Origin of the sequence: Knoellia sp. p5-6-4, from assembly GCF_029222705.1 — a bacterium.
Classification (GTDB): Bacteria; Actinomycetota; Actinomycetes; order Actinomycetales; family Dermatophilaceae; genus Pedococcus_A.
This window is the reverse complement of record NZ_JARGZF010000001.1, coordinates 308,485-331,370: the sequence shown is the minus strand read 5'-3', so window position 1 is coordinate 331,370 and position 22,886 is coordinate 308,485. Positions and strand designations below refer to the sequence as shown.

26 protein-coding genes are annotated in these 22,886 nt (G+C 72.1%); 13 read left to right on the top strand and 13 right to left on the bottom strand.

Annotation, left to right across the window (positions count from 1 at the left end; all coding sequences use genetic code 11):
* Window positions 1-19 precede the first annotated feature (19 nt).
* A complete protein-coding gene (locus P2F65_RS01620) occupies window positions 20-244 on the bottom strand; it encodes a hypothetical protein (RefSeq protein ID WP_275803491.1) in 225 nt (74 codons plus the stop codon).
* A gap of 234 nt (window positions 245-478) precedes the next feature.
* On the opposite strand from P2F65_RS01620, the gene P2F65_RS01615 reads away from it, so the two are divergent.
* From P2F65_RS01615 to P2F65_RS01605, 3 genes are all read left to right on the top strand, one after another.
* Window positions 479-2,032: a DEAD/DEAH box helicase gene (locus P2F65_RS01615; protein WP_275803489.1), complete on the top strand. Its 1,554-nt coding sequence runs from the start codon at window positions 479-481 to the stop codon at window positions 2,030-2,032.
* A 30-nt stretch (window positions 2,033-2,062) separates the two neighbouring features.
* Window positions 2,063-3,232, top strand: a complete 1,170-nt coding sequence (locus tag P2F65_RS01610; protein ID WP_275803487.1) for a glycerate kinase — start codon at window positions 2,063-2,065, stop codon at window positions 3,230-3,232.
* A 97-nt stretch (window positions 3,233-3,329) separates the two neighbouring features.
* Window positions 3,330-3,710, top strand: coding sequence for an iron-sulfur cluster assembly accessory protein (locus tag P2F65_RS01605; RefSeq protein WP_275803485.1), 381 nt, complete (start codon window positions 3,330-3,332; stop codon window positions 3,708-3,710).
* Between the two features lie 80 nt (window positions 3,711-3,790).
* Here P2F65_RS01605 and P2F65_RS01600 read toward each other — a convergent pair whose 3' ends face one another.
* Window positions 3,791-3,985 carry a hypothetical protein gene (locus P2F65_RS01600; protein ID WP_275803483.1) on the bottom strand — a complete coding sequence of 65 codons (195 nt, stop codon included), beginning with the start codon at window positions 3,983-3,985 and terminating at the stop codon, window positions 3,791-3,793.
* Between the two features lie 149 nt (window positions 3,986-4,134).
* Here P2F65_RS01600 and P2F65_RS01595 point away from each other — a divergent pair, with 149 nt between their 5' ends.
* Together P2F65_RS01595 and aat are read left to right on the top strand one after the other, a co-directional pair.
* Window positions 4,135-5,121, top strand: a complete 987-nt coding sequence (locus tag P2F65_RS01595) for a carbohydrate kinase family protein (RefSeq protein ID WP_275803481.1) — start codon at window positions 4,135-4,137, stop codon at window positions 5,119-5,121.
* A gap of 10 nt (window positions 5,122-5,131) precedes the next feature.
* Window positions 5,132-5,824, top strand: a complete 693-nt coding sequence (gene aat, locus P2F65_RS01590; protein ID WP_275803479.1) for a leucyl/phenylalanyl-tRNA--protein transferase — start codon at window positions 5,132-5,134, stop codon at window positions 5,822-5,824.
* On the opposite strand, the gene P2F65_RS01585 is transcribed toward aat, so the two are convergent.
* Window positions 5,821-6,111, bottom strand: coding sequence for a sulfurtransferase TusA family protein (locus P2F65_RS01585; RefSeq protein ID WP_275803477.1), 291 nt, complete (start codon window positions 6,109-6,111; stop codon window positions 5,821-5,823). The genes aat and P2F65_RS01585 overlap by 4 nt on opposite strands.
* An 11-nt stretch (window positions 6,112-6,122) precedes the next feature.
* Window positions 6,123-7,298, bottom strand: coding sequence for an aminotransferase class V-fold PLP-dependent enzyme (locus P2F65_RS01580; protein ID WP_275803475.1), 1,176 nt, complete (start codon window positions 7,296-7,298; stop codon window positions 6,123-6,125).
* Window positions 7,299-7,413: 115 nt separating this feature from the next.
* Here P2F65_RS01580 and coxB point away from each other — a divergent pair, with 115 nt between their 5' ends.
* The 3 genes from coxB to P2F65_RS01565 all read left to right on the top strand — a co-directional run bounded on the left by coxB (window position 7,414) and on the right by P2F65_RS01565 (window position 10,483).
* Window positions 7,414-8,280, top strand: a complete 867-nt coding sequence (gene coxB / locus P2F65_RS01575; RefSeq protein WP_275803473.1) for a cytochrome c oxidase subunit II — start codon at window positions 7,414-7,416, stop codon at window positions 8,278-8,280.
* 92 nt (window positions 8,281-8,372) lie between these two features.
* Window positions 8,373-10,076, top strand: a complete 1,704-nt coding sequence (ctaD, locus tag P2F65_RS01570) for a cytochrome c oxidase subunit I (RefSeq protein ID WP_275807210.1) — start codon at window positions 8,373-8,375, stop codon at window positions 10,074-10,076.
* A gap of 5 nt (window positions 10,077-10,081) precedes the next feature.
* Window positions 10,082-10,483, top strand: a complete 402-nt coding sequence (locus P2F65_RS01565) for a cytochrome c oxidase subunit 4 (protein ID WP_275803471.1) — start codon at window positions 10,082-10,084, stop codon at window positions 10,481-10,483.
* Between the two features lie 99 nt (window positions 10,484-10,582).
* Here the strand turns inward: P2F65_RS01565 and P2F65_RS01560 are convergent, their stop codons facing one another.
* Window positions 10,583-10,927, bottom strand: coding sequence for a metallopeptidase family protein (locus P2F65_RS01560; RefSeq protein ID WP_275807208.1), 345 nt, complete (start codon window positions 10,925-10,927; stop codon window positions 10,583-10,585).
* Between the two features lie 35 nt (window positions 10,928-10,962).
* Between P2F65_RS01560 and P2F65_RS01555 the strand changes: the two genes are divergently transcribed.
* Window positions 10,963-11,253 carry a DUF167 domain-containing protein gene (locus tag P2F65_RS01555; RefSeq protein WP_275803468.1) on the top strand — a complete coding sequence of 97 codons (291 nt, stop codon included), beginning with the start codon at window positions 10,963-10,965 and terminating at the stop codon, window positions 11,251-11,253.
* Window positions 11,254-11,341: 88 nt separating this feature from the next.
* Here P2F65_RS01555 and P2F65_RS01550 read toward each other — a convergent pair whose 3' ends face one another.
* From P2F65_RS01550 to P2F65_RS01535, 4 genes are all read right to left on the bottom strand, one after another.
* Entirely contained in the window at window positions 11,342-13,126 is a 1,785-nt protein-coding gene (locus P2F65_RS01550) for a ubiquinol-cytochrome c reductase cytochrome b subunit (protein ID WP_275803466.1), read from the bottom strand.
* Window positions 13,123-14,214, bottom strand: a complete 1,092-nt coding sequence (locus tag P2F65_RS01545; RefSeq protein WP_275803464.1) for a Rieske 2Fe-2S domain-containing protein — start codon at window positions 14,212-14,214, stop codon at window positions 13,123-13,125. Before P2F65_RS01545 ends, P2F65_RS01550 begins: the two co-directional genes overlap by 4 nt.
* A 46-nt stretch (window positions 14,215-14,260) precedes the next feature.
* The gene (locus tag P2F65_RS01540) at window positions 14,261-15,043 is read right to left on the bottom strand and encodes a cytochrome c (protein ID WP_275803462.1); all 783 of its coding nucleotides are present in this window, start codon (window positions 15,041-15,043) and stop codon (window positions 14,261-14,263) included.
* Between the two features lie 64 nt (window positions 15,044-15,107).
* Window positions 15,108-15,689: a heme-copper oxidase subunit III gene (locus P2F65_RS01535; RefSeq protein ID WP_275807206.1), complete on the bottom strand. Its 582-nt coding sequence runs from the start codon at window positions 15,687-15,689 to the stop codon at window positions 15,108-15,110.
* Between the two features lie 281 nt (window positions 15,690-15,970).
* Between P2F65_RS01535 and P2F65_RS01530 the strand changes: the two genes are divergently transcribed.
* Window positions 15,971-16,423 (top strand): hypothetical protein, encoded by a 453-nt coding sequence (locus tag P2F65_RS01530; protein WP_275803460.1) that lies wholly within the window; start codon window positions 15,971-15,973, stop codon window positions 16,421-16,423.
* Between the two features lie 5 nt (window positions 16,424-16,428).
* On the top strand, window positions 16,429-17,496 hold the full coding sequence (trpD, locus tag P2F65_RS01525) for an anthranilate phosphoribosyltransferase (protein WP_275803458.1): 1,068 nt from the start codon (window positions 16,429-16,431) through the stop codon (window positions 17,494-17,496).
* Window positions 17,497-17,510: 14 nt separating this feature from the next.
* Here trpD and P2F65_RS01520 read toward each other — a convergent pair whose 3' ends face one another.
* Genes P2F65_RS01520 through P2F65_RS01510 form a run of 3 tightly spaced genes read right to left on the bottom strand, consistent with a single transcriptional unit; the run spans window position 17,511 to window position 19,735 of the window.
* Complete coding sequence (locus tag P2F65_RS01520; protein ID WP_275803456.1) at window positions 17,511-17,675, bottom strand: hypothetical protein; 165 nt, start codon at window positions 17,673-17,675, stop codon at window positions 17,511-17,513.
* 34 nt (window positions 17,676-17,709) lie between these two features.
* A complete protein-coding gene (locus P2F65_RS01515; RefSeq protein WP_275803454.1) occupies window positions 17,710-17,994 on the bottom strand; it encodes an Lrp/AsnC ligand binding domain-containing protein in 285 nt (94 codons plus the stop codon).
* Between the two features lie 22 nt (window positions 17,995-18,016).
* Complete coding sequence (locus tag P2F65_RS01510; protein ID WP_275803452.1) at window positions 18,017-19,735, bottom strand: DEDD exonuclease domain-containing protein; 1,719 nt, start codon at window positions 19,733-19,735, stop codon at window positions 18,017-18,019.
* 181 nt (window positions 19,736-19,916) lie between these two features.
* Here P2F65_RS01510 and P2F65_RS01505 point away from each other — a divergent pair, with 181 nt between their 5' ends.
* A complete protein-coding gene (locus tag P2F65_RS01505) occupies window positions 19,917-20,144 on the top strand; it encodes a hypothetical protein (protein ID WP_275803450.1) in 228 nt (75 codons plus the stop codon).
* A 43-nt stretch (window positions 20,145-20,187) separates the two neighbouring features.
* Window positions 20,188-21,588: a hypothetical protein gene (locus tag P2F65_RS01500; protein WP_275803448.1), complete on the top strand. Its 1,401-nt coding sequence runs from the start codon at window positions 20,188-20,190 to the stop codon at window positions 21,586-21,588.
* On the opposite strand, the gene P2F65_RS01495 is transcribed toward P2F65_RS01500, so the two are convergent.
* A complete protein-coding gene (locus P2F65_RS01495) occupies window positions 21,542-22,867 on the bottom strand; it encodes a hypothetical protein (RefSeq protein ID WP_275803446.1) in 1,326 nt (441 codons plus the stop codon). The two genes, P2F65_RS01500 and P2F65_RS01495, sit on opposite strands and share 47 nt — an antisense overlap.
* Window positions 22,868-22,886: the final 19 nt, after the last annotated feature.

The following is a 22,886-nucleotide window of genomic DNA, read 5'->3' as shown; positions in this document are numbered from 1 at the left end:
GACGCCTCCGGCCCCGTGCTCAGAGCGGGTGCAGGCGCGGGCTGGAGACGGCCACGCTCACCGTCTGGGAGCCGAAGCGCACGTTGACCCGGTCGCCGTCGACACGCACCACGCGGCCGAGTCCGTGGCGGTCGTGGGTGACCCGGTCGTCGACGGCGTACTCCGGGTGGATGGGTGTCGCCTCGGAGCGGAACGGGCTGTTGGCGGGGCGGGGCCGGTCGGGCTGTTTCTGTCGGGGGCGCATCAGTCCAGTGTGCGCCATTCGCCCGGGTTCTCATAGATCGGTGCCGTGGTCAGCGCGTCTGTCGGCGCCGCGGTAGGGTGGGTGGCACGCGGTCCGCTCCGTTCTGCCTCGGGCCGCCTTCTCATGTCGATGCTCATGCGCCGCGACCCGTGACGGCTCGCGCCGGGCAGAACGACCCGCGCTCATCTGTTGGTGAGCAGCTCTGTTCGAGAGCACAACCTCGGGAGTACCCCTGTGTCTGCTGACACCACCTTTGCCCACCTCGGCGTGCCTGCCGCGCTGACCGACGTGCTTGCGGCCTCAGGCATCACCGTGCCCACCCCCATCCAGGCGGCCACCCTGCCGGACTCCCTGTCCGGCCGTGACGTGCTCGGCCGCGGGCGCACCGGCTCGGGCAAGACCTACGCCTTCCTCCTGCCGCTGCTGGCCCGCCTGGCCGCGAGCGGCACCCCGCGCCGCTCGCAGCGCCCCCGGGCGCTCGTCCTCGCCCCCACCCGCGAGCTGGCCCTCCAGATCGACACCGCCCTGGCCCCCCTGGCCCGCCCGCTCGGGCTCACCAGCCAGACCGTCTTCGGCGGCGTCGGCCAGAACCCCCAGGTCAGCGCGCTGCGTCGGGGTGTCGACGTCGTCGTCGCCTGCCCCGGCCGTCTCGAGGACCTGATCGGGCAGGGGCATGTCAGCCTCGACAGCATCGAGGTGACCGTGCTCGACGAGGCTGACCACATGGCCGATCTCGGCTTCCTGCCCGGGGTGCGCCGCATCCTGGAGCGCACGCCGCGCACCGGCCAGCGGATGCTGTTCTCCGCCACCCTCGACGCGGGCGTCAACGTCCTGGTCAAGCGCTTCCTGACCGACCCGGTGACCCACGAGGCGGACTCGGCGCAGTCGCCCGTCGCGACGATGGCGCACCACGTCTTCCACGTGCACAAGGACGACCGGCTCCCCGTGCTGCTGGACCTGGCCGCGGCTCCCGGCCGGACCGTGGTCTTCACCCGCACCAAGCACGGTGCCAAGAAGCTGGCCAAGCAGCTCAACTCCTCGGGCGTGCCCGCGGTCGAACTGCACGGCAACCTGAGCCAGAACGCCCGCACGCGCAACCTCGACGCCTTCCACGGGGGCACGGCCACCACGCTCGTCGCCACGGACATCGCCGCCCGCGGCATCCACGTCGACGACGTTGGGCTCGTCGTGCACGCGGACCCGCCGGTCGAGCACAAGGCCTACCTGCACCGCTCGGGCCGCACCGCCCGCGCCGGGGCGGCCGGCACGGTCGTGACCCTCATGACGGCCGATCAGGTCGCCGACGTGCGCGACCTGACCCGCAAGGCGGGGATCCGCCCCACCACCACGCGCCTCGACGCCTCGCACCCGTTGCTGCTCGAGGTCGCACCCGGCCACCGCAGCTTCCCCGGGGGCATCGTCTTCGACCAGGGCGACGGCCAGGCCAAGCAGGGTCAGCCGAAGCAGGGCCGGGCCAAGCAGGGCCAGGCCAGCCAGACGGGCCGCGCCAAGCAGGGCCAGGCCAGCCAGACGGGCCGCGCCAAGCAGGGCCAGGCCAGCCAGACGGGCCGCGCCAAGCAGGGCCAGGCCCAGCAGCCCGGCCGGTCCGGGCGCGCCCGCAGCGGCGGGGGAGCCGCGCGCAGCGGCTCGACCACGGCATACAGCACCTCCACCCCCGGGTCGGGGGGCGGCGAGCGCGCACGCCCCTCGGGCGGCAGCCGGGGCGGCGGCGGTGGCGCCGCCGCCTTCTCGACCCGCTCGCGCGCCGGTTCCCGGGGCGGCCGCTGACGGCGGCCCCCCGCGAGTACAGTCCGATTCGTGCACGTGCTCATCGCGCCGGACTCCTTCACCGGCACCCTCACCGCGACGCAGGCGGCGGAGGCCATGGCCGAGGGCTGGCGGCGGTCTGCGCCACACGACCTGCTGACGCTGATGCCCCTCTCCGACGGCGGGCCGGGCTTCATCGACGTCCTCGCGACCGCCCTTCGCGAGTCCCGGACCGTGCTCACGACGGCCGCTGACCCACTCGGGCGCGAGGTGCCGGCCGCCCTGCTCGTCCGCGAGGCCGACGACGGCGTGCCCACCGCCTACATCGAGTCCGCCCAGGCGGCGGGGCTGCACCTGCTGGAGGCGGACGAGCGCAACCCGGCCGTCACGAGCACCTGGGGCGTGGGACAGCTGCTCGACGCCGCCCTGCGCGAGGGCGCCGAACGTGTCGTCGTGGGCCTCGGGGGCAGCGGCACCAACGACGGCGGCGCGGGCATGCTCGCCAGCCTGGGGGCCGGCAGCGCCAGCGCGCTGGCCCGTGGCGGACTCGCGCTCGCCGACCTCGACGACGGCGCGCTGCACGGCCTCGAGGTGGTGCGTCAGCGCTTCGCCGGCATCGAGCTGCTCGTCGCCACCGACGTGGACTCGCCCCTGCTGGGCTTCCACGGCGCCTCGGCCGTCTACGCCCCGCAGAAGGGCGCCTCGCCGCAGGTCGCCCAGGCGCTCGAGGCAGCCCTCGGCCGCTTCACCGAGGTGGTGCGCCGCACGCTGCCGGAGGTGCCGGACCTGATCACCGGCCAGGCGCGCCGCCTCGACCGCGAGCCCGGGGCCGGTGCTGCCGGAGGGCTGGGCTACGGGCTGATGCTGCTCGGCGGGCGCCGGGTCAGCGGCGTCGACGAGGTGGTCCGTGCCGTCGGCCTGCCGGAGGTGATCGGCGCCGCCGACCTCGTCGTGACGGGGGAGGGCAGCTTCGACTGGCAGAGCCTGCGTGGCAAGGTCGTCGCCGGCGTCGCCCGGGCCGCGCTCGAGGCGGCCACTCCAGCGGTCGTCATCGCCGGACAGACCCTGGTCGGGCGCCGTGAGGCCATGACGCTCGGCCTTTCCGGCACGTATGCCGTGGCCGAGACCCCCGAGGAGGTCGAGGCGGCGGTGGCAGACCCGGTGGGCACCCTGGCGGCCCGTGCAGCCCGGGTGGCGGCCACCTGGTCACCCCAGCGCTGAGGACGACGTACCCTAGGCAGCGCGGGGAACAATTCCCGCAGACCGCGGGTTTGCATGCACGCAGACTCAACGCCGACGACATGAAGGACGCAACCCGATGAGTGTTCAGGACCAGACCCCGGTCGCCGCGGACGCCACGACCGAGGCACCTGCCCACGGCGTCATCCTGACCGACGTCGCCGCCGACAAGGTGAAGTCGCTCCTCGAGCAGGAGGGCCGCGACGACCTGCGCCTGCGCGTGGGCGTGCAGCCCGGCGGCTGCTCCGGCCTGATCTACCAGCTCTACTTCGACGAGCGCACCCTCGACGGAGACCTCGTGCGCGACTTCGGCGGTGTCGAGGTCGTCGTCGACCGGATGAGCTCGCCGTACCTCGAGGGTGCGACGATCGACTTCGCCGACACCATCGAGAAGCAGGGCTTCACGATCGACAACCCCAACGCGGGCAGCTCCTGCGCCTGCGGCGACAGCTTCAGCTGAGCCGGCCGGCGCCGACCCGGCGCCCGATCACGTCGAAGGCCTCGCACCGGCACCGGTGCGAGGCCTTCGACGTGCTGCGGTCAGGCGCCGTAGGCCTCCATCCCCTCGACCAGGGCCGACGCGTCGTCCGGCACCTCGATGTCGCGGTGCGCGCCGCCGAGGGGGCGGGGCCGTACGACCTCGACCTCGACCGCGCTGCCGTCGATCGCCAGCTCCGTGATGCTGCCGTTGTCCAGGCCCTCGCGAGGGGTGGGGAACTCGGTGGGGGTGCTCATGACTCGACCGTAGGTGGGGGGGCCGGGTCGACACACCGGTACCACGAGGTAACACCTGCCGGTAGCCGAACCCGGCGTCGCCCTGGCCGCCACCCGGCACGGGAAGGTGCGCCCGCGGCATCCGCGCGCTTTGGCGGTAGGTTGCGGGTGTGCGCGTCGCCATCACCGGATCCATTGCCACCGACCACCTGATGACGTTCAAGGGACGCTTCGCCGACTCCCTCGTCGTCGAGCAGCTCGACAAGGTCTCGCTGTCGTTCCTCGCCGAGGACCTGCAGGTCAGGCGCGGGGGAGTGGCCGCCAACATCGCCTTCGGTATGGCCAACCTGGGCCAGCGACCGGTCCTCGTCGGGGCCGTGGGGGAGGACTTCGCCGACTACCGCAGCTGGCTCGAGCGGCACGGCGTGGACTGCGAGTCGGTGCACGTCTCTGAGTCCCGGCACACGGCCCGCTTCGTCTGCACCACCGACGACGACATGGCCCAGATCGCCACCTTCTACGCCGGGGCGATGTCCGAGGCGCGCCAGATCGAGCTGCAGCCGGTGGCCGACCGCGTCGGCGGGCTCGACCTGGTCGTCATCGGAGCCAACGACCCCGAGGCGATGCTGCGCCACACGCAGGAGTGCCGCACCCGGGGCATCCCCTTCGCCGCCGACCCGAGCCAGCAGCTCGCGTTCGCCGACGGCGAGACGATCCGCCAGCTCATCGACGGGGCCGACTACCTGCTCACCAACGAGTACGAGGCGGCGCTGACCTCGCAGAAGACCGGCTGGTCGCCGGAGGAGGTCGCCGACCGCGTCACGACCCGCGTCATCACGAGGGGCAAGGACGGCGCGGTGATCGCCACCCGCGGTCAGGAGCCGATCGAGGTCAAGGCGGCCCGCGAGGTGCGCCGGCTCGACCCCACCGGGGTGGGCGACGCCTTCCGGGCCGGGTTCCTCACCGGCCTGGCCGCCGACCTGAGCCACCAGCACGCCGCGGAGCTCGGGTCGATGCTCGCGACCTACGTCCTGGAGACGGTCGGCACGCAGGAGTACACCCTGGGGAAGGCGCGCTTCCTCGCGCGCCTCGCGGACGCCTACGGCCAGGACTCGGCTGACGCCATCGAGCCCCACATCACCTGTCTCGCCCCGTAGGCAGCTGAGCGTGCCCTGGCCGCCGCAGGAACCCGCCGCGAGTCCCTGGGACTTCGACCTCACCGAGGTCGACCCGGGTGAGGACCTCGTGGGCGTGGGCGGCGACCTGGCACCCGGGACGCTCCTGGCCGCCTACCGCAGCGGCGTGTTCCCCATGGGGCTCGGCGAGGACGGCGCCCGGCCGATGGGGTGGTGGTCGCCGGACCCGCGCGGCGTGCTGCTGCCGGGCCGCATCTCGGTCAGCCGGTCGCTGCGCAAGTCCTGCCGGCGGTTCGAGTTCCGCGTGGACTGCGCCTTCGACGAGGTCGTGGAGCGCTGTGCCGACCCGCGCCGGGAGGGCCGGTGGATCACCAGCGAGATCCGCCTCGCCTACGGGACGCTGCACCGGATGGGGTGGGCGCACAGCGTCGAGACCTGGCAGGACGACCAGCTCGTCGGAGGGCTGTACGGGGTCGCCGTCGGCGGCCTGTTCGCGGGGGAGTCGATGTTCCACTCCGTCACCGACGCCTCCAAGGCGGCGCTGGTGGCGCTGACCGGCTTCTTCTTCGCCGACGGCCACCCCGACCGCGTCATCGACGTGCAGTGGGCCACCGACCACCTGCGCACCCTGGGCATCGAGGACATGCCGCGCGAGCAGTACCTGCGTCGCCTCGAGCGCGCGCTGCAGGTGCCGCAGGTCCGCATCGGGGCCAACGAGGACTAGTGCCGGGGGTCCGCCAGGCGGACCCGGTATGCCGTGTGCCCGCCTTCTGCGCCCGGCGCCCCGGCGCCGGCCGCCTGTGCGACCTGCACCAGCTCGTGCCCGCGCATGCGGCACCACGCCGGGACGTCGGCCCGGGCGGCGGGGTCGGTGGCCCACAGCTCCAGCAGCGACCCCGCGGGCAGTCCCCGGGCGGCCTGGGCCAGCCGGATCACGGGCAGGGGGCAGCGCAGGCCCCGGGCGTCGACGACGGTGGCCGCCTCCGGTGGTTCGGCCGCGCCACCGTCCACCGGGTCATCCCTCACAGGTGTTCCGCGCCGAGCTGGGCGCGCACCGAGGCGATGACCTCGGGAAGCGCTGCGCAGAACCGCTCGACGTGTTCGGCGCGAGCGGGGGAGACCGACGCGAGCGGCAGGGTGAGCCGCACGTTGCCGTGGGTCAGCACCCCCATCGCCGCCAGCACGTGGCTCGGTTCCAACGTGCTCGCCGTGCAGGCCGACCCCGAGGCGATCGCGAAGCCCCGCCGGTCGAACTCGTGCACGAGGGCCTCCCCGTCGACGTACAGCGCGCTGAACGTGACGACGTGCGGGAGCCGCTCATCGGGATCGCCCACGACCTCGACGTCGGGCACGGCAGCGGCGGTGGCGCGCACCCGGTCCACCAGGGCTCGGGCCAGGGTCGTCTCCTCGTCCAGGGCCGCACCGGTCTGCTGCCAGGCCTCCGCGGCAGCCAGCGCGAGAGGCACCCAGGGCACGTGCCCGCTGCGGCCGTATCCCGGCTCGCCGGAGGGACCGGGCAGTGCCCAGCGCGTGCGCTCGGGCACGGCCAGCACGCCCAGGCCGCCTGGACCACCCCACGACTGCGCGTCACCGGCGAGCACGTCGAAGGTGTCCGGGGACGGCACCCGGCCCAGCGACGACTGGGCGTCCACGACGAGCGGTGTGCCCGCGGCCCGGCACCGCTCGAGCGCGGCGGCCAGCGGCTGAAGGGTGCCGACCTCGCCGTTGGCGTGCTGCACCGCGGCGGCGACCGTGCCCGGCGCGTCCAGGGCGGCGGCCAGCGCGTCGACGTCGACCCGGCCGGCGTGGTCGACGGGCACCTCGGCGAGGAGCGTCTCGTCCTGCGCCTGCGCGGCACGGTAGCGCGCGGGGGCCAGCACGGCGGAGTGCTCCACCGCGGTGGCGACCAGTCGTGAGCCGCGGCGGCGCGCGCTGTGCAGCACCCCGTCGACGGCCAACCGCACGGCGGCCGAGCCGGACGGGGCGAAGGAGAGCTCGGAGGGACGGACGCGAAGGCCCCAGGCCAGCACCTCGGTCGCCTGGTCCAGCAGCCGGCGGGCAGCGCGACCCTCCGCGTGGAGGCGCCGTGGATCGGCCCAGCCGGCGTCGAGTGCGGCCATGAGGGTGTCGCGCGCGAGGGGGTGCATCGGGGTGCTTGCGGCGTCGAGGATCGCGCGCTCGCCACGGGTGTTCGCCACACCCCGACGTTAGTCCCACCCTGACCGGACTCACGGAACGGGCTGGAGTAGGGTTTGCCGCGTGGTTGGTCTCTCGTCAGAAGAAGGTGCACCGTTGCGTCCGCACGACGACTCTGTGCCGCGCCCGCGAGGGCGTCGGACCTGGTTCACGGCGGCGACCGCCGGCCTCAGCGCGCTGGCCCTGACCGGGTGCGCCGGACGGGTGGAGGACGGACTCCTCCCGCGGGGGGCGACCGAGGGTGCCGAGCGCGTGACCAACCTCTGGGTCGGGTCCTGGATCGCGGCCCTGGCGGTCGGCGTCCTCGTGTGGGGCCTGATCCTGTGGTGCGCCGTGGCCTACCGGCGTCGGCGTGACGACGACGGCACGCTGCCCGTCCAGCTGCGCTACAACGTGCCGCTCGAGATCCTCTACACCGTCGTCCCGGTCCTGATGATCGCGGTGCTCTTCTTCTACACCCAGCGCGACGAGTCGGCGCTGCTCGACACCTCCAAGCAGCCCGACGTCGTGGTCAACGCGGTCGGCAAGCAGTGGAGCTGGGACTTCAACTACGTCAACGAGCAGGTCTACGAGACCGGCACCCACGCCCAGCTGACGGGTGAGCCGGGTGTCGAGGAGACGCTGCCGACCCTGTACCTGCCGGTCAACAAGCGCGTCGAGTTCCAGCTCACCGCGCGCGACGTCATCCACTCGTTCTGGATCCCGGCCTTCCTCCAGAAGCTGGACATGATCCCGGGCAAGGTCAACCGCTTCCAGGTCGTGCCGACCCAGACCGGCACCTTCCAGGGCAAGTGCGCCGAGCTGTGCGGCGCCTACCACTCGCAGATGCTCTTCAACGTCAAGGTCGTCGAGCAGGCGGAGTACGACCGGCACATCGCCGAGCTGAAGGCCAAGGGCAACGAGGGACAGCTCGACAACGGCCTCAACCGTGAGGAGATCATGGACGAGGACGCGGACAAACTTGAGAACGCTGGGAGCAACTGAGCATGAGCGCCACGAGCGAGTCGACCTACCTGCGGACGGCTGAGACCGTCACGCGCCGACGGGTTGCCCCCGGGGCCACTGTCGTGAAGTGGATGACGACGACCGACCACAAGGTCATCGGAAACCTGTACTTCATCACGGCGTTCATCTGGTTCATGCTGGGCGGCCTGATGGCGCTGGTCATCCGGGCCGAGCTGATCAACCCCGGACTGCAGGTGGTGGACAGCCCCGAGCAGTTCAACCAGCTGTTCACGATGCACGGCACGATCATGCTGCTGCTGTTCGCGACACCGCTGTTCGCCGGGTTCGCCAACGCCCTCATGCCGATCCAGATCGGCGCGCCCGACGTCGCCTTCCCGCGCCTGAACATGTTCGCCTACTGGCTGTACCTGTTCGGCGGGCTCATCGCGGCCGGCGGGTTCCTCACCCCCTCGGGTGCTGCGTCGTTCGGCTGGTTCGCCTACGCGCCGCTGTCCGACGCGACGTACAGCCCGGGCCTCGGCGGCGACCTGTGGGTCTTCGGTCTGGCCCTCGGTGGCTTCGGCACCATCCTCGGCGCCGTCAACTTCATCACCACGATCATCTGCATGCGTGCCCCCGGCATGACCATGTTCCGGATGCCGATCTTCACCTGGAACATCTTGGTGACCTCGATCCTCGTGCTGATGGCGTTCCCGGTGCTGGCCGCCGCGCTGCTGGCCCTGGGCGCCGACCGCAAGTTCGGCGCGCACGTCTTCGACCCCGGCAACGGCGGCCCGATGCTGTGGCAGCACCTGTTCTGGTTCTTCGGGCACCCCGAGGTCTACATCATCGCGCTGCCCTTCTTCGGCATCGTGACCGAGATCCTGCCGGTGTTCTCCCGCAAGCCGATCTTCGGCTACAAGACGCTGGTGTTCGCGACGATCGCGATCGCCGCCCTGTCCGTGACGGTCTGGGCGCACCACATGTACGCCACGGGACAAGTGCTCCTGCCGTTCTTCGCGGTGATGACGATGCTCATCGCCGTGCCGACCGGTGTGAAGTTCTTCAACTGGATCGGCACCATGTGGGGCGGCAAGGTCACCTTCGAGACCCCGATGCTGTGGACCATCGGCTTCCTCGTGACCTTCCTCTTCGGAGGCCTGACGGGCATCATCCTCTCGAGCCCCGCCCTGGACTTCCACCTGTCCGACACCTACTTCGTGGTGGCGCACTTCCACTACGTCGTGTTCGGCACCGTGGTCTTCGCGATGTTCGCCGGCTTCTACTTCTGGTGGCCCAAGTTCACCGGCCGCATGCTCGACGAGACGCTCGGCAAGATCCACTTCTGGCTGCTGTTCATCGGCTTCCACACGACCTTCCTCATCCAGCACGTGCTCGGCGTCGACGGCATGCCTCGCCGCTACGCCGACTACCTGCCCGAGGACGGCTTCACGTGGGAGAACCGCGTCTCGAGCGCCGGCGCCTTCCTGCTGGCGGCCTCGACCCTGCCGTTCCTCTACAACGTCTGGAAGACCTGGCGCACGGCGCCGCTGGTCGAGACCAACGACCCGTGGGGCTACGGCGCGTCGCTCGAGTGGGCCACCAGCTGCCCGCCGCCGCGGCACAACTTCGACACCATCCCGCGGATCCGTTCCGAGCGCCCGGCCTTCGACCTGCACCACCCCGAGGCGGCCCCGGTCGCCGGGCCGCAGCCGGACGCCGACACGCTGGCCAAGGTCCTCGGTCCGGCCGACCTCGGCCAGGGCCGCCACCCCCACCAGACCGGCGAGTTCGACGGCACGGACAAGCACGGCCGTTTCCACGAGGAGCGCTGACCCCTGTGAAGATCGAGTACAAGCTCTTCCTCATCGTCGGGGCGTTCTTCGTCCCGGTCGGGATCATCTACGGCATCGTCACGGACTGGTCGGAGCCGGTGGGACCGGTCGCGCTGCTGCTGAGCGCCGGCCTCGGCGGCATGATCGCCTTCTACCTCTGGGCGACCGGGCGACGGCTGCCCGAGCGCCCCGAGGACAACCCGGGCGGGGAGATCGCCGAGCTCGAGGGTGACTACGGGTTCTTCAGCCCGCACTCGTGGTGGCCGCTGCCGCTGGCCGCCGCAGCCTCGATCTGCTTCCTCGGCCTGGCCATCGGCTGGTGGATGTTCATCATCGGTGCGGCCTTCGGGGTCGTCGCCCTCATCGGCTGGACCTTCGAGTACTTCACGGGCGACGAGGCGGTCTGACCGCCGAGCACGCCGACCAGGACGCCCCGCCGGGAGACCGGCGGGGCGTCCTGCTGTCCGGGCGGGGCAGCTTGGTACTCGTGTCCTCGTGACGGGGCATCAGGCCCAGCCGAGCTCGTGCAGGCGGTGGTCGTCGATGCCGAAGTGGTGGGCGATCTCGTGCACGACGGTGATCGCGATCTCGTCGAGCAGCTCGTCGCGGTCGACGCACATGCGCAGCAGTGGTCCGCGGTAGACCGTGATGCGGTCGGGAAGTGCGCCCATCGCCCAGGCGTCGCCCCGCTCGGTGAGGGGCACCCCGTCGTAGACCCCCAGCAGGTCCGGGTCCTCGGGTGGCGGTTCGTCCTCGACGAAGAAGACGACGTTGTCGAGCAGGGCCATGAGCTCGGCGGGCACGGCATCGAGGGCGTCACCGACGGCGTCCTCGAACTCCTGACGGCTCATCTCCTGCACGCGCACCAGCCTGCCATGCTGGCTGCGTGCGCATCACCGTGAGGGTCCGGCCCGGCGCGTCCCGCACGGCCGTGGGAGGGCGCTACGGCGACGGGACCGGGGGACAGGCGCCTGCGCTGGTGGTGCGGGTGGCCCAGCGGGCCGTGGAGGGCGCTGCGACGGCAGCGGTCCTCGACGCGGTGGCGGCGGCCTTCGGTGTGCCTCGTGGTGACGTCCGGCTCGTGACGGGGGAGCACAGCCGCACGAAGGTGCTCGACATCGACCCTGCCCCGGCTGGGGCCGAGCAGCGCCTGGGCGAGCTGCTCGAGCGGCGCTGAGCGGGGACTCCACCCAGGCCGGAAAAGGCGAGAGGTGCCGCACCCCGGGAAGGGGTGCGGCACCTCTCGCGACAGCCGTACTGCAGGCTCAGTGACCGCGGTGTCGGCCGGGCTCCGCCGTGTCCGGGTTGTCACCGGAGCTGGACGACGCCATCTCGACGAGCGGGGCGCCACCGGGCTCCTGGTGCTCGATCTCCTCCGCGTGGTGGCCGTCGTGATGGGCGGCCTCGAGCTCTGCCGGGGTGACGGGCTCGACGCGGTCCTTGAAGAAGAAGTGCGACACCTTCGCCCGAAGACGCTGGCTGCGAGCGTTGGGCGCAGCCACACCGTTCTCGTCGACCCCCGACTCGAGCTCCAGCGGCCGGTGCTGCTCGTGCTGCACCAGCTTCCAGCGGGTGTAGGGGTCGAGCGGCTCGTGCCGCTCGTAGAAGCGGCCCTCCGCGGTGCGGATGATGCGTCCGGTCTCCCGGCCGTGCAGCACCAGGTCGCGGTCGCGGCGCTGCAGGCTCAGGCAGATCCGCTTGGTGACCCAGAAGGCGACCACGGGCAGGACGAAGAAGAGCGTCCGCAGCGCGATGGTGATGTCGTTGATGGACAGGCCCAGCTTGATCGCCATCAGGTCGTTGCCCGCGGCGAACATCAGCACGGCGTAGGCGGCGATGCCGGCCATGCCGATACCGGTGCGCGTCGGGTTGTTGCGCGGGCGGTCGAGCAGGTGGTGCTCCCGCTTGTCGCCGGTCACCCACTCCTCGAGGAACGGGTAGAGGGTGATCAGGCCGTACATCACCGGGATCAGCAGGATGGCGCCGATCATGACGTTGAAGCTGAACGTGAACCCGAACGCCTCGAACTCGAGCCAGCCCGGCAGCAGTCGCAGGGCGCCGTCGGCGAAGCCCATGTACCAGTCGGGCTGCGAGCCCGCGGTCACCGGCGACGGGTCGTAGGGACCGTACGCCCAGATCGGGTTGATCGTCACCAGGGCCGAGATCAGGGCGACCACGCCGAAGACGATGAAGAAGAACCCGCCGGCCTTGGCGGCATACACCGGCATGACCGGGAAGCCGACGACGTTCTCGTTGGTGCGGCCGGGCCCGGGGAACTGGGTGTGCTTCTGCACGGCAACCAGCACGATGTGGGCGGTGAACAGACCGACGAGGATCGCCGGGAGCAGCAGCACGTGCACCGAGTAGAGGCGGGGGATGATCGCCTCGCCCGGGAAGGCTCCACCGAAGACGAAGTACGAGACGTAGCTGCCGATCACGGGGATGGAGCGCATGAAGCCCTCGGCGGCCCGCAGGCCGGTGCCCGACAGCAGGTCGTCGGGGAGGGAGTAGCCGGCGAAGCCCTCGACGAGAGCCAGCATCGACAGCTGCGCGCCGAGGACCCAGTTGAGCTCACGCGGCTTGCGGAAGGCGCCGGTGAAGAACACGCGCATCATGTGCACGTTGATCGCCACGATGAACAGCAGTGCCGCCCAGTGGTGGATCTGCCGGATGATCAGGCCGCCGCGGATGTCGAAGGAGATGTCCAGCGTCGAGCGGTAGGCCTCGGACATCGTCACGCCGCGCAGCGGGAGGTAGGAGCCCTCGTAGACGACCTGCCCCGCGCTCGGGACGAACCAGAAGGTGAGGAAGGCGCCGGTGAGCAGGCAGATGACCATCGAGTACATTGCCACCTCCCCGAGCATGAACGACCAGTGGTCGGGGAAGACCTTCTTCATGAGGTAGCCGACGCCCTTGGCGGCGCCGGTGCGGTCATCGACCCAGCCGGCGACGCCGCCGACCTTCCTCAGGCCGCCACCGACGGGGGCCTCGGGTCGGGCGTCGTTGGCGCGCAGTCGGTCTGCGCCAGATGCGTTGTCTGCGGTGCTCATCCACGCTCCCAGAAGCTCGGGCCGACTGCTTCCTGGAACGGGGCGTCGGCCACCAGGTAACCCTCGGCGTCAACGGTGATCTTCAGCTGGGGCAGCGGTCGCTTGGCCGGGCCGAAGATGACCTTGCAGTCCTGCGTCACGTCGAAGGTGGACTGGTGACACGGGCACAGCAGGTGGTGCGTCTGCTGCTCGTAGAGACCGACGGGGCAGCCCACGTGCGTGCAGATCTTGGAGTAGGCGACGATGCCCTCGTAGCCCCAGTCGCGTGCCTTGGCGACCTGGATGATGCCCGGCTCGAGGCGCATGAGGAGGACGGCGGCCTTGGCCTTGTCCTCGAGGACGTGGTGGGACTCCTTGATGGACTCCGGCAGCACGTGGAAGACCGAGCCGATGGTCACGTCGGTGGCCTTGATCGGGGTGTGCTCGGGGTCGCGCACGAGGCGGTCGCCCTTCTTCCACATGGTCTTGGAGAGCTCGTCCTTCGGCAGGGGGCCGAGGCTGCCGGCCACCTGCAGCACCATCGGCAGGGCGAACAGGCCGAGGGCGCCACCGAGGCTGTACTTGATGAGGGGACGGCGGTCGAGCTGGGCGTCGGTGCCACCGGTCAGCATCGTCTTGACGAAGCCGCCACGGGCCTCGTCGGGGGAGCGCAGCGGGTGGCGCTCCTCGACCACTTCCTCGTCGGGCATGAGGGTCTTGGCCCAGTGGACCGCGCCGATGCCGATGCCGAGCAGGCCGAGGGCCAGCGAGACGCCGAGGACGACGTTGGACAGGTTGGCCTTGCCGATACCCGGGATGAAGACCTGGTTCTCCATCGGGATCGCGAAGTAGGCGACGATGAAGACGAAGGTGCCGAGCATCGAGAGGCCGAACATCGCGGCGACCTGCTTCTCGGCGCGCTTGGCGGCGCGCTCGTCGAGGTCGGCGGCGCGGTGGATGTGCGGGGGCATGCCCGGGTTCTCGAAGCGCGCCGGCAGGCCGCCGGTGCCCTCGATGTGCCCTTGGTCGAGCCGCACCGCGGAGCTGCCGTAGCCCTCGGATCCCGGCTGGGCCACCTGGCCGCCGTGCTCAGTGCCGTGTTCGTTCATGCTGTGGTCGATCCTGTCGGTTCGCAGTGGTCGAGTGCGGTGGGCATCAGGCCGATTTCTGTCCGAGCCAGACGGCGAAGCCGATCATGATGCCGAGGCCGAACACCCAGATGAACAGCCCCTCGGAGACAGGGCCGAGGTTGCCGAGCGCCATGCCGCCGACGTTCTCCTGCTCGTCGAGGGTGTGCAGGAACGCGATGATGTCGCGCTTGCTCTCCGGGCTGATGTTGGTGTCGTTGAAGACGGGCATCGACTGCGGGCCGGTGGCCATCGCCTCGTAGATGTGCTTGCCCTCGATGTCGCGCAGCGAGGGGGCGTACTTGCCGCGGGTCAGGGCTCCGCCGGAACCGGCGAAGTTGTGGCACATGGCGCAGTTGACGCGGAACAGCTCGGCACCCTTGGCGACGTCACCGCCCTCTCCGGAGGCGTACTCCTCCTCGGGGACGGCCGGGCCCGGCGCCAGCGACGCGACGTAGGCGGCCATGGCGGCGATGTCCTCGTCGCTGAACTGGACCTCCTTGCGGGGGGCCTGCACGTCGGGGCGCGTCATGGGCATGCGACCGGTGCCGACCTGGAAGTCGACCGCGGCGGCGCCGACGCCCGCGAGGCTCGGGCCGTCCTGCGTGCCCTCGCCGTTGAGGCCGTGGCAGGTCGAGCAGTTGGCCTGGAAGAGCTTCTTGCCCTCCTCGACCTGGGCGGCGCTCGTGGTGGAGGCCTGGGCCGGCTTCGGCGCCAGGGCGGCATAGGCCGCGCCGGTCACCAGGAGGCCCACCAGGATGAGGAGGGCGATGGCGGCCGGGTGCCGTCGGCGGGCGGCCAGTGCGTTCACAGTGCGCTCCTGAACGTGTGCTGTCGTCGAGTTGTTCGGTTACGGGGGCTGTTCCGGATGGCTCTCACCGCAGCAGGTAGATCGTCGCGAAGAGCGCGATCCACACGACGTCGACGAAGTGCCAGTAGTAGGAGGTCACGACAGCGCCGGCCGCCTGGTTGTGGCTGTAGGTCCGGGTCGTGAAGGTGCGGCCGATGATCAGCAGGAAGGCGAGCAGACCGCCGGTCACGTGGAGGGCGTGGAAGCCGGTGGTGAGGTAGAAGACCGAGCCGTAGGCGTCGGACGCGAGGGTGACGCCCTCGTGGACGAGCTCGGCGTACTCGAGCACCTGGCCGGAGACGAAGACCGCGCCGAAGATGTAGGTGAGCACGTACCACTCGCGCATGCCCCAGGCGCTGATGTTGAACAGCGTCGCGTCACCCCGGTGCGCCTTGCCGTGCTCCGCGGCGTGGACGCCGAGCTGGCACCACACCGAGGAGATCACGAGGATCAGGGTGTTGATGGTGGCGAAGGGGATGTTGAGCTGGCTCGTGCGCTCGTCCCACAGCTCCGGCTCGACCCCGCGGATCGTGAAGTACATCGCGAACAGGCCCGCGAAGAACATCAGCTCGCTGGCGAGCCACACGATCGTCCCGACCGAGACCATGTTCGGGCGGGTCACGGGACCGTGTCCGGGGATGGACCCTACGGGGCCGGGGGTACCTGGTTGCACTGCGGATGCTGTCGCCACGTGCGCCATTATTGCCACATTCGCATCGCGGCACACCGTCGACCCCCCCTTGGGTGTCGTCGGTGTGCGGGGCGGGCGCGCGCGGTGTGCCCGAACCGCGCAGACGGGGTCGGCAGGTGCCTGCGCCCGCGGCCTGCTGCCCTCGACCGGCGGGTGTGTCTCCTGCCGGTCCGGGCGGCCCCGCTAGGATTCACGCCATGACCGCTCCGCACGCGACCGCAGCCTCGAACCCGGCTACCGGCGGCTCCGCCGTCCGCCAGATCTCGGTGCTGCTCTACAGCGACGACATCACCACCCGCGACGCCGTTCGTGTCAACGTCGGCCGCCGTCCGGCCCGCGACGTGGAGGTCACGCGGTGGCGCGAGTGCGCCACCGCCCCCGCGGTCATCGAGGCCGTGGAGAACGGTCACTTCGACGTGCTGGTGCTGGACGGCGAGGCGGCCCCCACCGGCGGTCTCGGCCTGTGCCGGCAGCTGAAGAACGAGCTCTACAACTGCCCGCCCGTCCTGGTGCTGACGGGCCGCCCGCAGGACGGCTGGCTGGCCACGTGGTCGCAGGCCGACCTCGCGGTGCCGCACCCCCTCGACCCGATCGCCCTGGCCTCCGCGGTGGCCGAGCTGGGGCGCCGCGGCCGCCAGGCAACGGCCTGACGCCGATGGCTTCGTCGGCGCCGGCTGCGTTCACGTGGCCGGACCTGTTCACCTCCCTGCTCGCCGGCGAGGACCTGAACACGGAGGCTGCCGCCTGGGCCATGGACCAGATCATGTCCGGTGAGGCGTCACCGGTGCAGCAGGCCGGCTTCCTGGTGGCGCTGCGCGCCAAGGGCGAGAGCGTCGACGAGGTGCGCGGGCTGGCCGACGTCATGCTCGAGCACGCGCGCCCCATCGAGGTCGCCGAACCCAGCCTCGACATCGTGGGCACGGGCGGTGACCGGTCGCACTCGGTCAACATCTCCACGATGTCCTCGGTGGTGATCTCGGCGTGCGGGATCCGCGTCGTCAAGCACGGCAACCGGGCCGCGTCGTCGTCCTCGGGCTCGGCAGACGTCCTGGAGGCCCTCGGGGTCAACCTCACCTTGAGCCCCGGTCAGGTGGCCCGGGTGGCCGAGCTCGCCGGCATCACCTTCTGCTTCGCGCAGACGTTCCACCCCTCGATGCGGCACGCTGCCGAGGCCCGGCGCGACCTGGGCATCGCCACCGCGTTCAACCTCCTCGGCCCATTGACCAACCCGGCCCGCCCCACGTATGCCGCGGTGGGCGTCGCGGACGCCCGCGTGGCGCCGCTGATGGCCGGTGTGTTCGCCGGGCGAGGCAAGGACGCGGCGGTGTTCCGCGGCGACGACGGCCTCGACGAGCTCACCATCAGCACGACCTCGCGGGTGTGGTGGGTGCGGGACGGCCAGGTGCGCGAGCACCGGCTCGACCCGCGCGACCTCGGTCTGGAGCTGCACCCCCTGGAGAGCCTGCGGGGAGCCGACGCAGCGCACAACGCGAGCGTGGCCCGACAGCTCTTCGAGGGCCTGCGTTCACCGGTGCGCGACGCGGTCGTCCTCAACGCCGGCATCGCGCTCGCGCTCACCGAGCCCGACGGCGGCCCCACCGCTGAGGACTTCCTCTCCGGCGTGCGCCGCGGGATGGACCGCGCCGAGCAGGCGCTGGACTCCGGGGAGGCGCTGCGCCGGCTCGACGCCTGGGCACAGGCCAGCCAGCGCGACGACCTCTGAGCGCCCGCGACAGGTCAGTGCAGGTGGGCGAACCAGTGTGCCGCCCGCACCGCGTCACGGCGGCGCCTCTCGTAACGGGCGCCGAGAGCGAGCAGCGCTGCGCCCGTCAGGCCGAGGGTGAGCCAGCGCAGCCGGACACCGAGCGCCAACACCGCGCCGACGGCAGCAGCGCCACTCACATGGCCGGACCGCGGCGCCGGTGGCGCGGCCCGGCTACTCGTCGTCGAGGCCGAGGCTGAAGGCGGCCTCGAGGTCGTGCCGCGAGTAGGTGCGGAAGGCGATGTGGGTCGAGGTACCGGTCACACCGTCGACCTTGTTGAGCCGGTCGGCGATGACGTCGGCGAGCTCCTCGTGCGCCCGCACCCGCACCATGGCGATCAGGTCGACGTCGCCGGCGACCGAGTAGACCTCGCTCACGCCGTCGAGCTCGGCGATGGCCTGGGCCACCTCGGGGATGCGGTCGACTTCGGCGTTGATGAGGACGATGGCAGAGATCACGGGGCCACAGTAGTGCGGCGGGTCAGGACGCGGCGACGAAGCCGGCCGCCTCGTGGCGCGACACGGACTGGGGCTCGAGCTGGGCCCGTGCGGCGCCGGCGCCGCCGACCGGGCAGGTCCACTGCCCGTCGAGGTCGACGAGCCTGACCCCGGGCGACTCGAGCCAGCGCAGGATCTTCTCCGACTCCTCGGCCGTGCCTGCCGGTGCCGGTGCCGGCGCGGGCAGGACCGCTTCGGCGCTGGCCCGCAGGGCCTGCACGTAGGGCATCGGGTCGGCGCCTCGAGGGGAGACGCTGCTGCCGGCGAGCCTGCCGTGGCGGATGCACACGAGCTCCCAGCCGCCGAGGGCGGCCGGCCTCGCCGCGACGATCTCGGCGCTGGCTGCCAGCGGGGCGATGCGCTGGCTGCGGGCCATGCCGCGCACCAGGGCGAGGAGGCGGTCGCGCAGCGTGCCGGCGTCCTCGAAGCGCTCCTGCTCGGCGAGGGTGACCATGCGCGCCCGCAGGGCAGTGACGACGTCGCGGCTGTCGCCGGCCAGGGCGGCCATCGCCCGTCCGGCCACGACGGCATACTCCTGCACGCTCTGGGCCCCCGTGCAGGGGGCGCCGCACCGGCCCATGTCGGCGAGCGCGCAGGCGCTCACCGGCTTCGAGGGGGAGAGCCGCTGCACGCACTGGCGCAGCGGGATGACCTCGTGCACCGCGGCGATCGCGGCCTCGGCGGCGGCGCGGCCGGAGAACGGGCCGATGTAGCGGGCCCCGTCGCGACGCACCTCGCGCACCATGCTCAGGCGCGGGAAGGCCTCGACGGTCAGCTTCACCCACACCCCCCGCTCGGGGGCCTTGGACCGCCGGTTGTAGCGCGGCTTGTGCTCGGCGAGGAGGCGCAGCTCGCGCACCTCGGCCTCGAGGGTGGTGGCGCAGACAATGGGCGTGACGCTCTCGGCGAGGCGCACCATCTCGGCCATGCGGGTGCGCTGCTCCGAGGCGGTGAAGTAGCTGCGCACGCGCGTGCGGATGTTGACGGAGGTGCCGACGTAGAGCACCCGGCCCTGCCCGTCCTTGAACAGGTAGACGCCCGGGGCCGACGGCAGGTCCTGGGCGAGGTAGCGCTTGCGCCGCGTGGACGGCGCCACGCGCGAGGTGTAGCTGGTGAGCTCCTCCAGGGTGTGCACGCCGAGGTTGCCGACCCGCTCGATGAGCGCGTGCAGGACGTCGACGGTGGCCCGCGCGTCGTGCAGCGCCCGGTGGTCGGGCGTCGTGGGGGAGCCGAAGTGGGCCGCGAGAGTGGAGAGCTTGTGGTTGCGGGTCTCGTCGCGCGGGACCAGCTGGCGCGCCAGGGTGACGGTGTCGAGCACCTCGAAGCCCGGCCAGCGGTTGCCCGTACGAGCGGCGGCGGCCTTGAGGAAGGAGATGTCGAAGCCGGCGTTGTGGGCCACGAGCACCGACCCCCGGGCGAACTCGAGGAACGCGGGGAGCGCCGAATCGATGCGCGGCGCGGTGGCGACCATGGCGTCGGTGATGCCGGTGAGCACCTGGATGAACGCCGGGATCGGGGCGCCGGGGTTGACCAGGGTCTGGAACTCACCGAGCACCTCGCCGCCGCGGACCCGCACGGCGCCGATCTCGGTGATCTGCGACTCGGCGGGGCTTCCGCCGGTGGTCTCGAGGTCGACGACGACGAAGGTGACCCCGGACAGCGCGGTGCCCAGGTCGTCGAAGGTGCCTTGGACCATCTGCATGCGCCAGACGGTATGCCGGGGCGCCGACAGCCCGGCGAAGGCGCGCCTGCAGGTGGCTGCGCCGGTTCCCCGCCGGCCCGTCGTCGGCGTCCTCCGGGCCGCTGCGGGGTCCGGAGGGAGGTCCGCTGTGGGGTCGCTGTCGGTGGTCGCTCCTACCGTCGGGGGCAACCAAGAGGAAGGGGTGATCACGGTGATCATCGACTGCACGTCCTGCCCGGTCCGTGAGCTCCACTGCGGTGACTGCATGGTGACGGCGCTCCTGGCGCCGGCGACCGCGGACCTGCCGCTCGACGCGGCTGAGCGCGCCGCGGTGACCCTGTTCGTCGCCTCTGGCCTCGTCACGCCGCAGGAGGCCACCGGGCTGCGGGCGCGGCGCGAGCCGTGGGACGCGGCGCGCGCCGTCGGCTGAACAGCCCCGCCGGCTCCTGCGCCCCGTGCCTACGATGGCCCGCGTGAGCATGCGGGCGTGCGGCCGGGACGACGGCCGGCGGAACGGCGAGGTGGGCCGGCGGCGCCTCGCCGCCCACAGGGTCCTGGTCGCCCTGCTGTCCTTGGTCGTCCTCGTCTCAGGCTGCTCCGGCGCGCCCCACGTCGAAGGTCCGCCTCGCCCCGCCTCCGCGGGCCCGGCGACCACCTCCGCCTCCGCCGGTGACTCGACGCCCCAGAGCCCCACCACCGACCCTGCCGTCGCCCGGGTCGAGGCGCTGCAGGACCTGCTCGACGAGCGCGCCGCGGCCGTCCTCGCACGCGACCGCGCCCGCTTCGTGGCCACCCTCGACAGCCCCCGGTCCGGTTTCGGGCTCCGCCAGCTCGAGGCGTTCGACAACCTGGTGCGCCTGCCGCTCGGCACCTTCGACTACGGCACACCCGAGCCCGCCCCGGCGCTGAGCCCCGAGCGGGCGGGGCAGGTCGGCCCCGAGGCCTGGGTCGCCCGCGTCGAGGGCAGGTACGCGCTCAAGGGCTACGACCGCGGGCCGCGGACCTACGAGACCCACCTGACCGCCGTCCGCCGGGCCGACGGCTGGAGGCTGGCCGACGACTCCGACGGCGGCACCCAGGCCCAGCTGTGGGACCTGCCGGACCTGCGGGTGCTCGCCGGCCGCAGCACGCTGGTCGTCGCGAGCGGGAAGGTGCGCGACCCGGACCTCTACCGGCGCCTCGGTGACCGGGCCGTCTCCCGGGTCGGCCAGGTCTGGACCAAGCCCTGGGGCTCGCGGGTGGTGCTCGTCGTGCCCGCGACGGCCGGCGAGATGGCTGAGCAGCTCGGTCAGGACGCGGCCGGGGTCGACCAGGTCGCCGCCGTCACCGACGGCGCCCTCGGGGCCGACGGCAGGGCAGGGGCCGACCGCATCGTGCTCAACCCCCAGGCCTTCGCCCGGCTGCACCCCACGGGGCAGGAGGTGGTCGTCACGCACGAGACCACGCACGTCGCGGTGCGGGCCTCGACCACGCGCGCGGTGCCGCTCTGGCTCTCGGAAGGCCTGGCCGACTACGTCGGCTACCGCGGGGTCGACCTGCCGCGCACCACCATCGCCGAGGCGCTCCTGGACCGAGTGCGCAGCGGCAGCGGCCCGAACGCCCTGCCGACCGAGCGTGACTTCGACCCTGCCACCTCGACCATCGCGCCGAGCTACAACGCCGCCTGGCTGGCCGCCTGCTCCATCGTCGACCAGCACGGGGAGCAGGCGCTCGTCCGGTTCTACCTGCGGGCGGCGACCCGGCCCAGCCCCTCCGCGGCGCCCGGCGACCCCGAGGAGAACACGCGCCAGGCGTTCTCGGCCGTGCTCGGCACGACCGAGGAGGCGTTCACACGGCAGTGGCTGTCCTACCTGGGGCGGCTGGCGCGGGCCTGACCGCCGGCCGGGCGGCCACCGCCAGCGAGACGACGACGAGGGCCCCGGCCAGCCAGAACTGGTTGTAGAAGGCCTGCTTGTTGACGAGGTTGGCCACCAGGAGCACCAGGGCGAGCCAGCGCAGCACCTCAGGCAGGGCCGGCTGGCGGCGCCGGACCACCACGATGACGCCGCCCAGCGTGCCCAGGACGACCAGCCCGGTCACCCAGAACGGCAGCGTGACCCCGAAGGTGTTCAGTGCCAGCAGGTAGAGGGTGTTGGCGAACTTCAGGGGCGGGAACGACACCAGCAGGGTGACCGTGTCGTGCAGGAAGTCGGACGGCCCGGCGAGGAACCACGGCGCGATGAACAGCCCGGTGAGAACGCCGGTCGCGAGCGTGCGACGGACCCCGAAGGGCCGCCAGACCAGCAGCACCGGCAGCAGCACGGCCAGGTGCTGCTTGCTCGCACACGCGAGGGCCAGCGGCAGCACCGCCCACCAGGCCGCCCGGCCGCCGCGGTCGACGAGCACTGCCCACCACACGAGGCCGGCGAGCAGCAGCGGCTCGGTCCAGGCCTGGTCGACCTGGGTGAGGGTGCCCGGTGCGAAGAGCAGCAGGGCGACCACCGCGGCGGCCCGCCAGCGGGGACCTGGCGCGGCCAGGGCCCAGGCGCCGGCCGCCGCGACCAGGGTCCACACGAGCAGGGCCCAGCGGACGTCGCCGGCGAGCCAGCGACCCGGGGCGAGCAGCACGGTGGTGAACGGCAGGTAGGTGAAGGCGTCCTGGATGCCGGGTGATCCGGACCAGGTCACCTCGTAGAAGCTCTCGCCGCGGGCGAGGGCGTCGCTGGCCTGCTGGAGGGTCACCCACACGTCGATCTTCGGCGCCGGGTCGGTGACGACCGCGGTGGTGCCCGCCACGGCATACGCACCGATGCTCGTCGCCAGGGCGGGCAGCGCCGCGCGCTCTCGACCCGACCACAGGAGGGCCGCCGCGACGAGCGGGCCGGCCACCAGCGCGGTCGTCGCGACCGCGAGGCCGGTGGCGTCGAGGTAGGAGAACAGCGGCACCACCAGCGTCGCCAGCGCGCTGCCGGCGAGCATGCCGGTCACCGCGGGCGGGGTGAGCGTCACCGGGGCCCGGCGCCACTGCCACAGGGCCAGGGCGCCCGCGCACGCCGTGAGGGCGAGCACGATGGGGACCCGAAAGCGCACCACGCTCCACTGCAGGGCCAGGAAGTACGCGAGCCAGGCCACCGCGAAAGCGGTGGCCTGGCTCGAGGTGGTGCGAGGAGGCATGCCCAGAACGGTAGAGGTC

Coding starts and splice junctions, on each gene's coding strand:
- P2F65_RS01620 (WP_275803491.1), bottom strand. CDS start 244: ATGCGCCCCCGACAGAAACAGCCCGACCGGCCCCGCCCCGCCAACAGC.
- P2F65_RS01605 (WP_275803485.1), top strand. CDS start 3,330: ATGAGTGTTCAGGACCAGACCCCGGTCGCCGCGGACGCCACGACCGAG.
- P2F65_RS01600 (WP_275803483.1), bottom strand. CDS start 3,985: ATGAGCACCCCCACCGAGTTCCCCACCCCTCGCGAGGGCCTGGACAAC.
- ctaD (WP_275807210.1), top strand. CDS start 8,373: ATGACGACGACCGACCACAAGGTCATCGGAAACCTGTACTTCATCACG.
- P2F65_RS01560 (WP_275807208.1), bottom strand. CDS start 10,927: ATGAGCCGTCAGGAGTTCGAGGACGCCGTCGGTGACGCCCTCGATGCC.
- P2F65_RS01550 (WP_275803466.1), bottom strand. CDS start 13,126: ATGAGCACCGCAGACAACGCATCTGGCGCAGACCGACTGCGCGCCAAC.
- P2F65_RS01545 (WP_275803464.1), bottom strand. CDS start 14,214: ATGAACGAACACGGCACTGAGCACGGCGGCCAGGTGGCCCAGCCGGGA.
- P2F65_RS01535 (WP_275807206.1), bottom strand. CDS start 15,689: ATGGTCTCGGTCGGGACGATCGTGTGGCTCGCCAGCGAGCTGATGTTC.
- P2F65_RS01530 (WP_275803460.1), top strand. CDS start 15,971: ATGACCGCTCCGCACGCGACCGCAGCCTCGAACCCGGCTACCGGCGGC.
- trpD (WP_275803458.1), top strand. CDS start 16,429: ATGGCTTCGTCGGCGCCGGCTGCGTTCACGTGGCCGGACCTGTTCACC.
- P2F65_RS01510 (WP_275803452.1), bottom strand. CDS start 19,735: ATGCAGATGGTCCAAGGCACCTTCGACGACCTGGGCACCGCGCTGTCC.
- P2F65_RS01495 (WP_275803446.1), bottom strand. CDS start 22,867: ATGCCTCCTCGCACCACCTCGAGCCAGGCCACCGCTTTCGCGGTGGCC.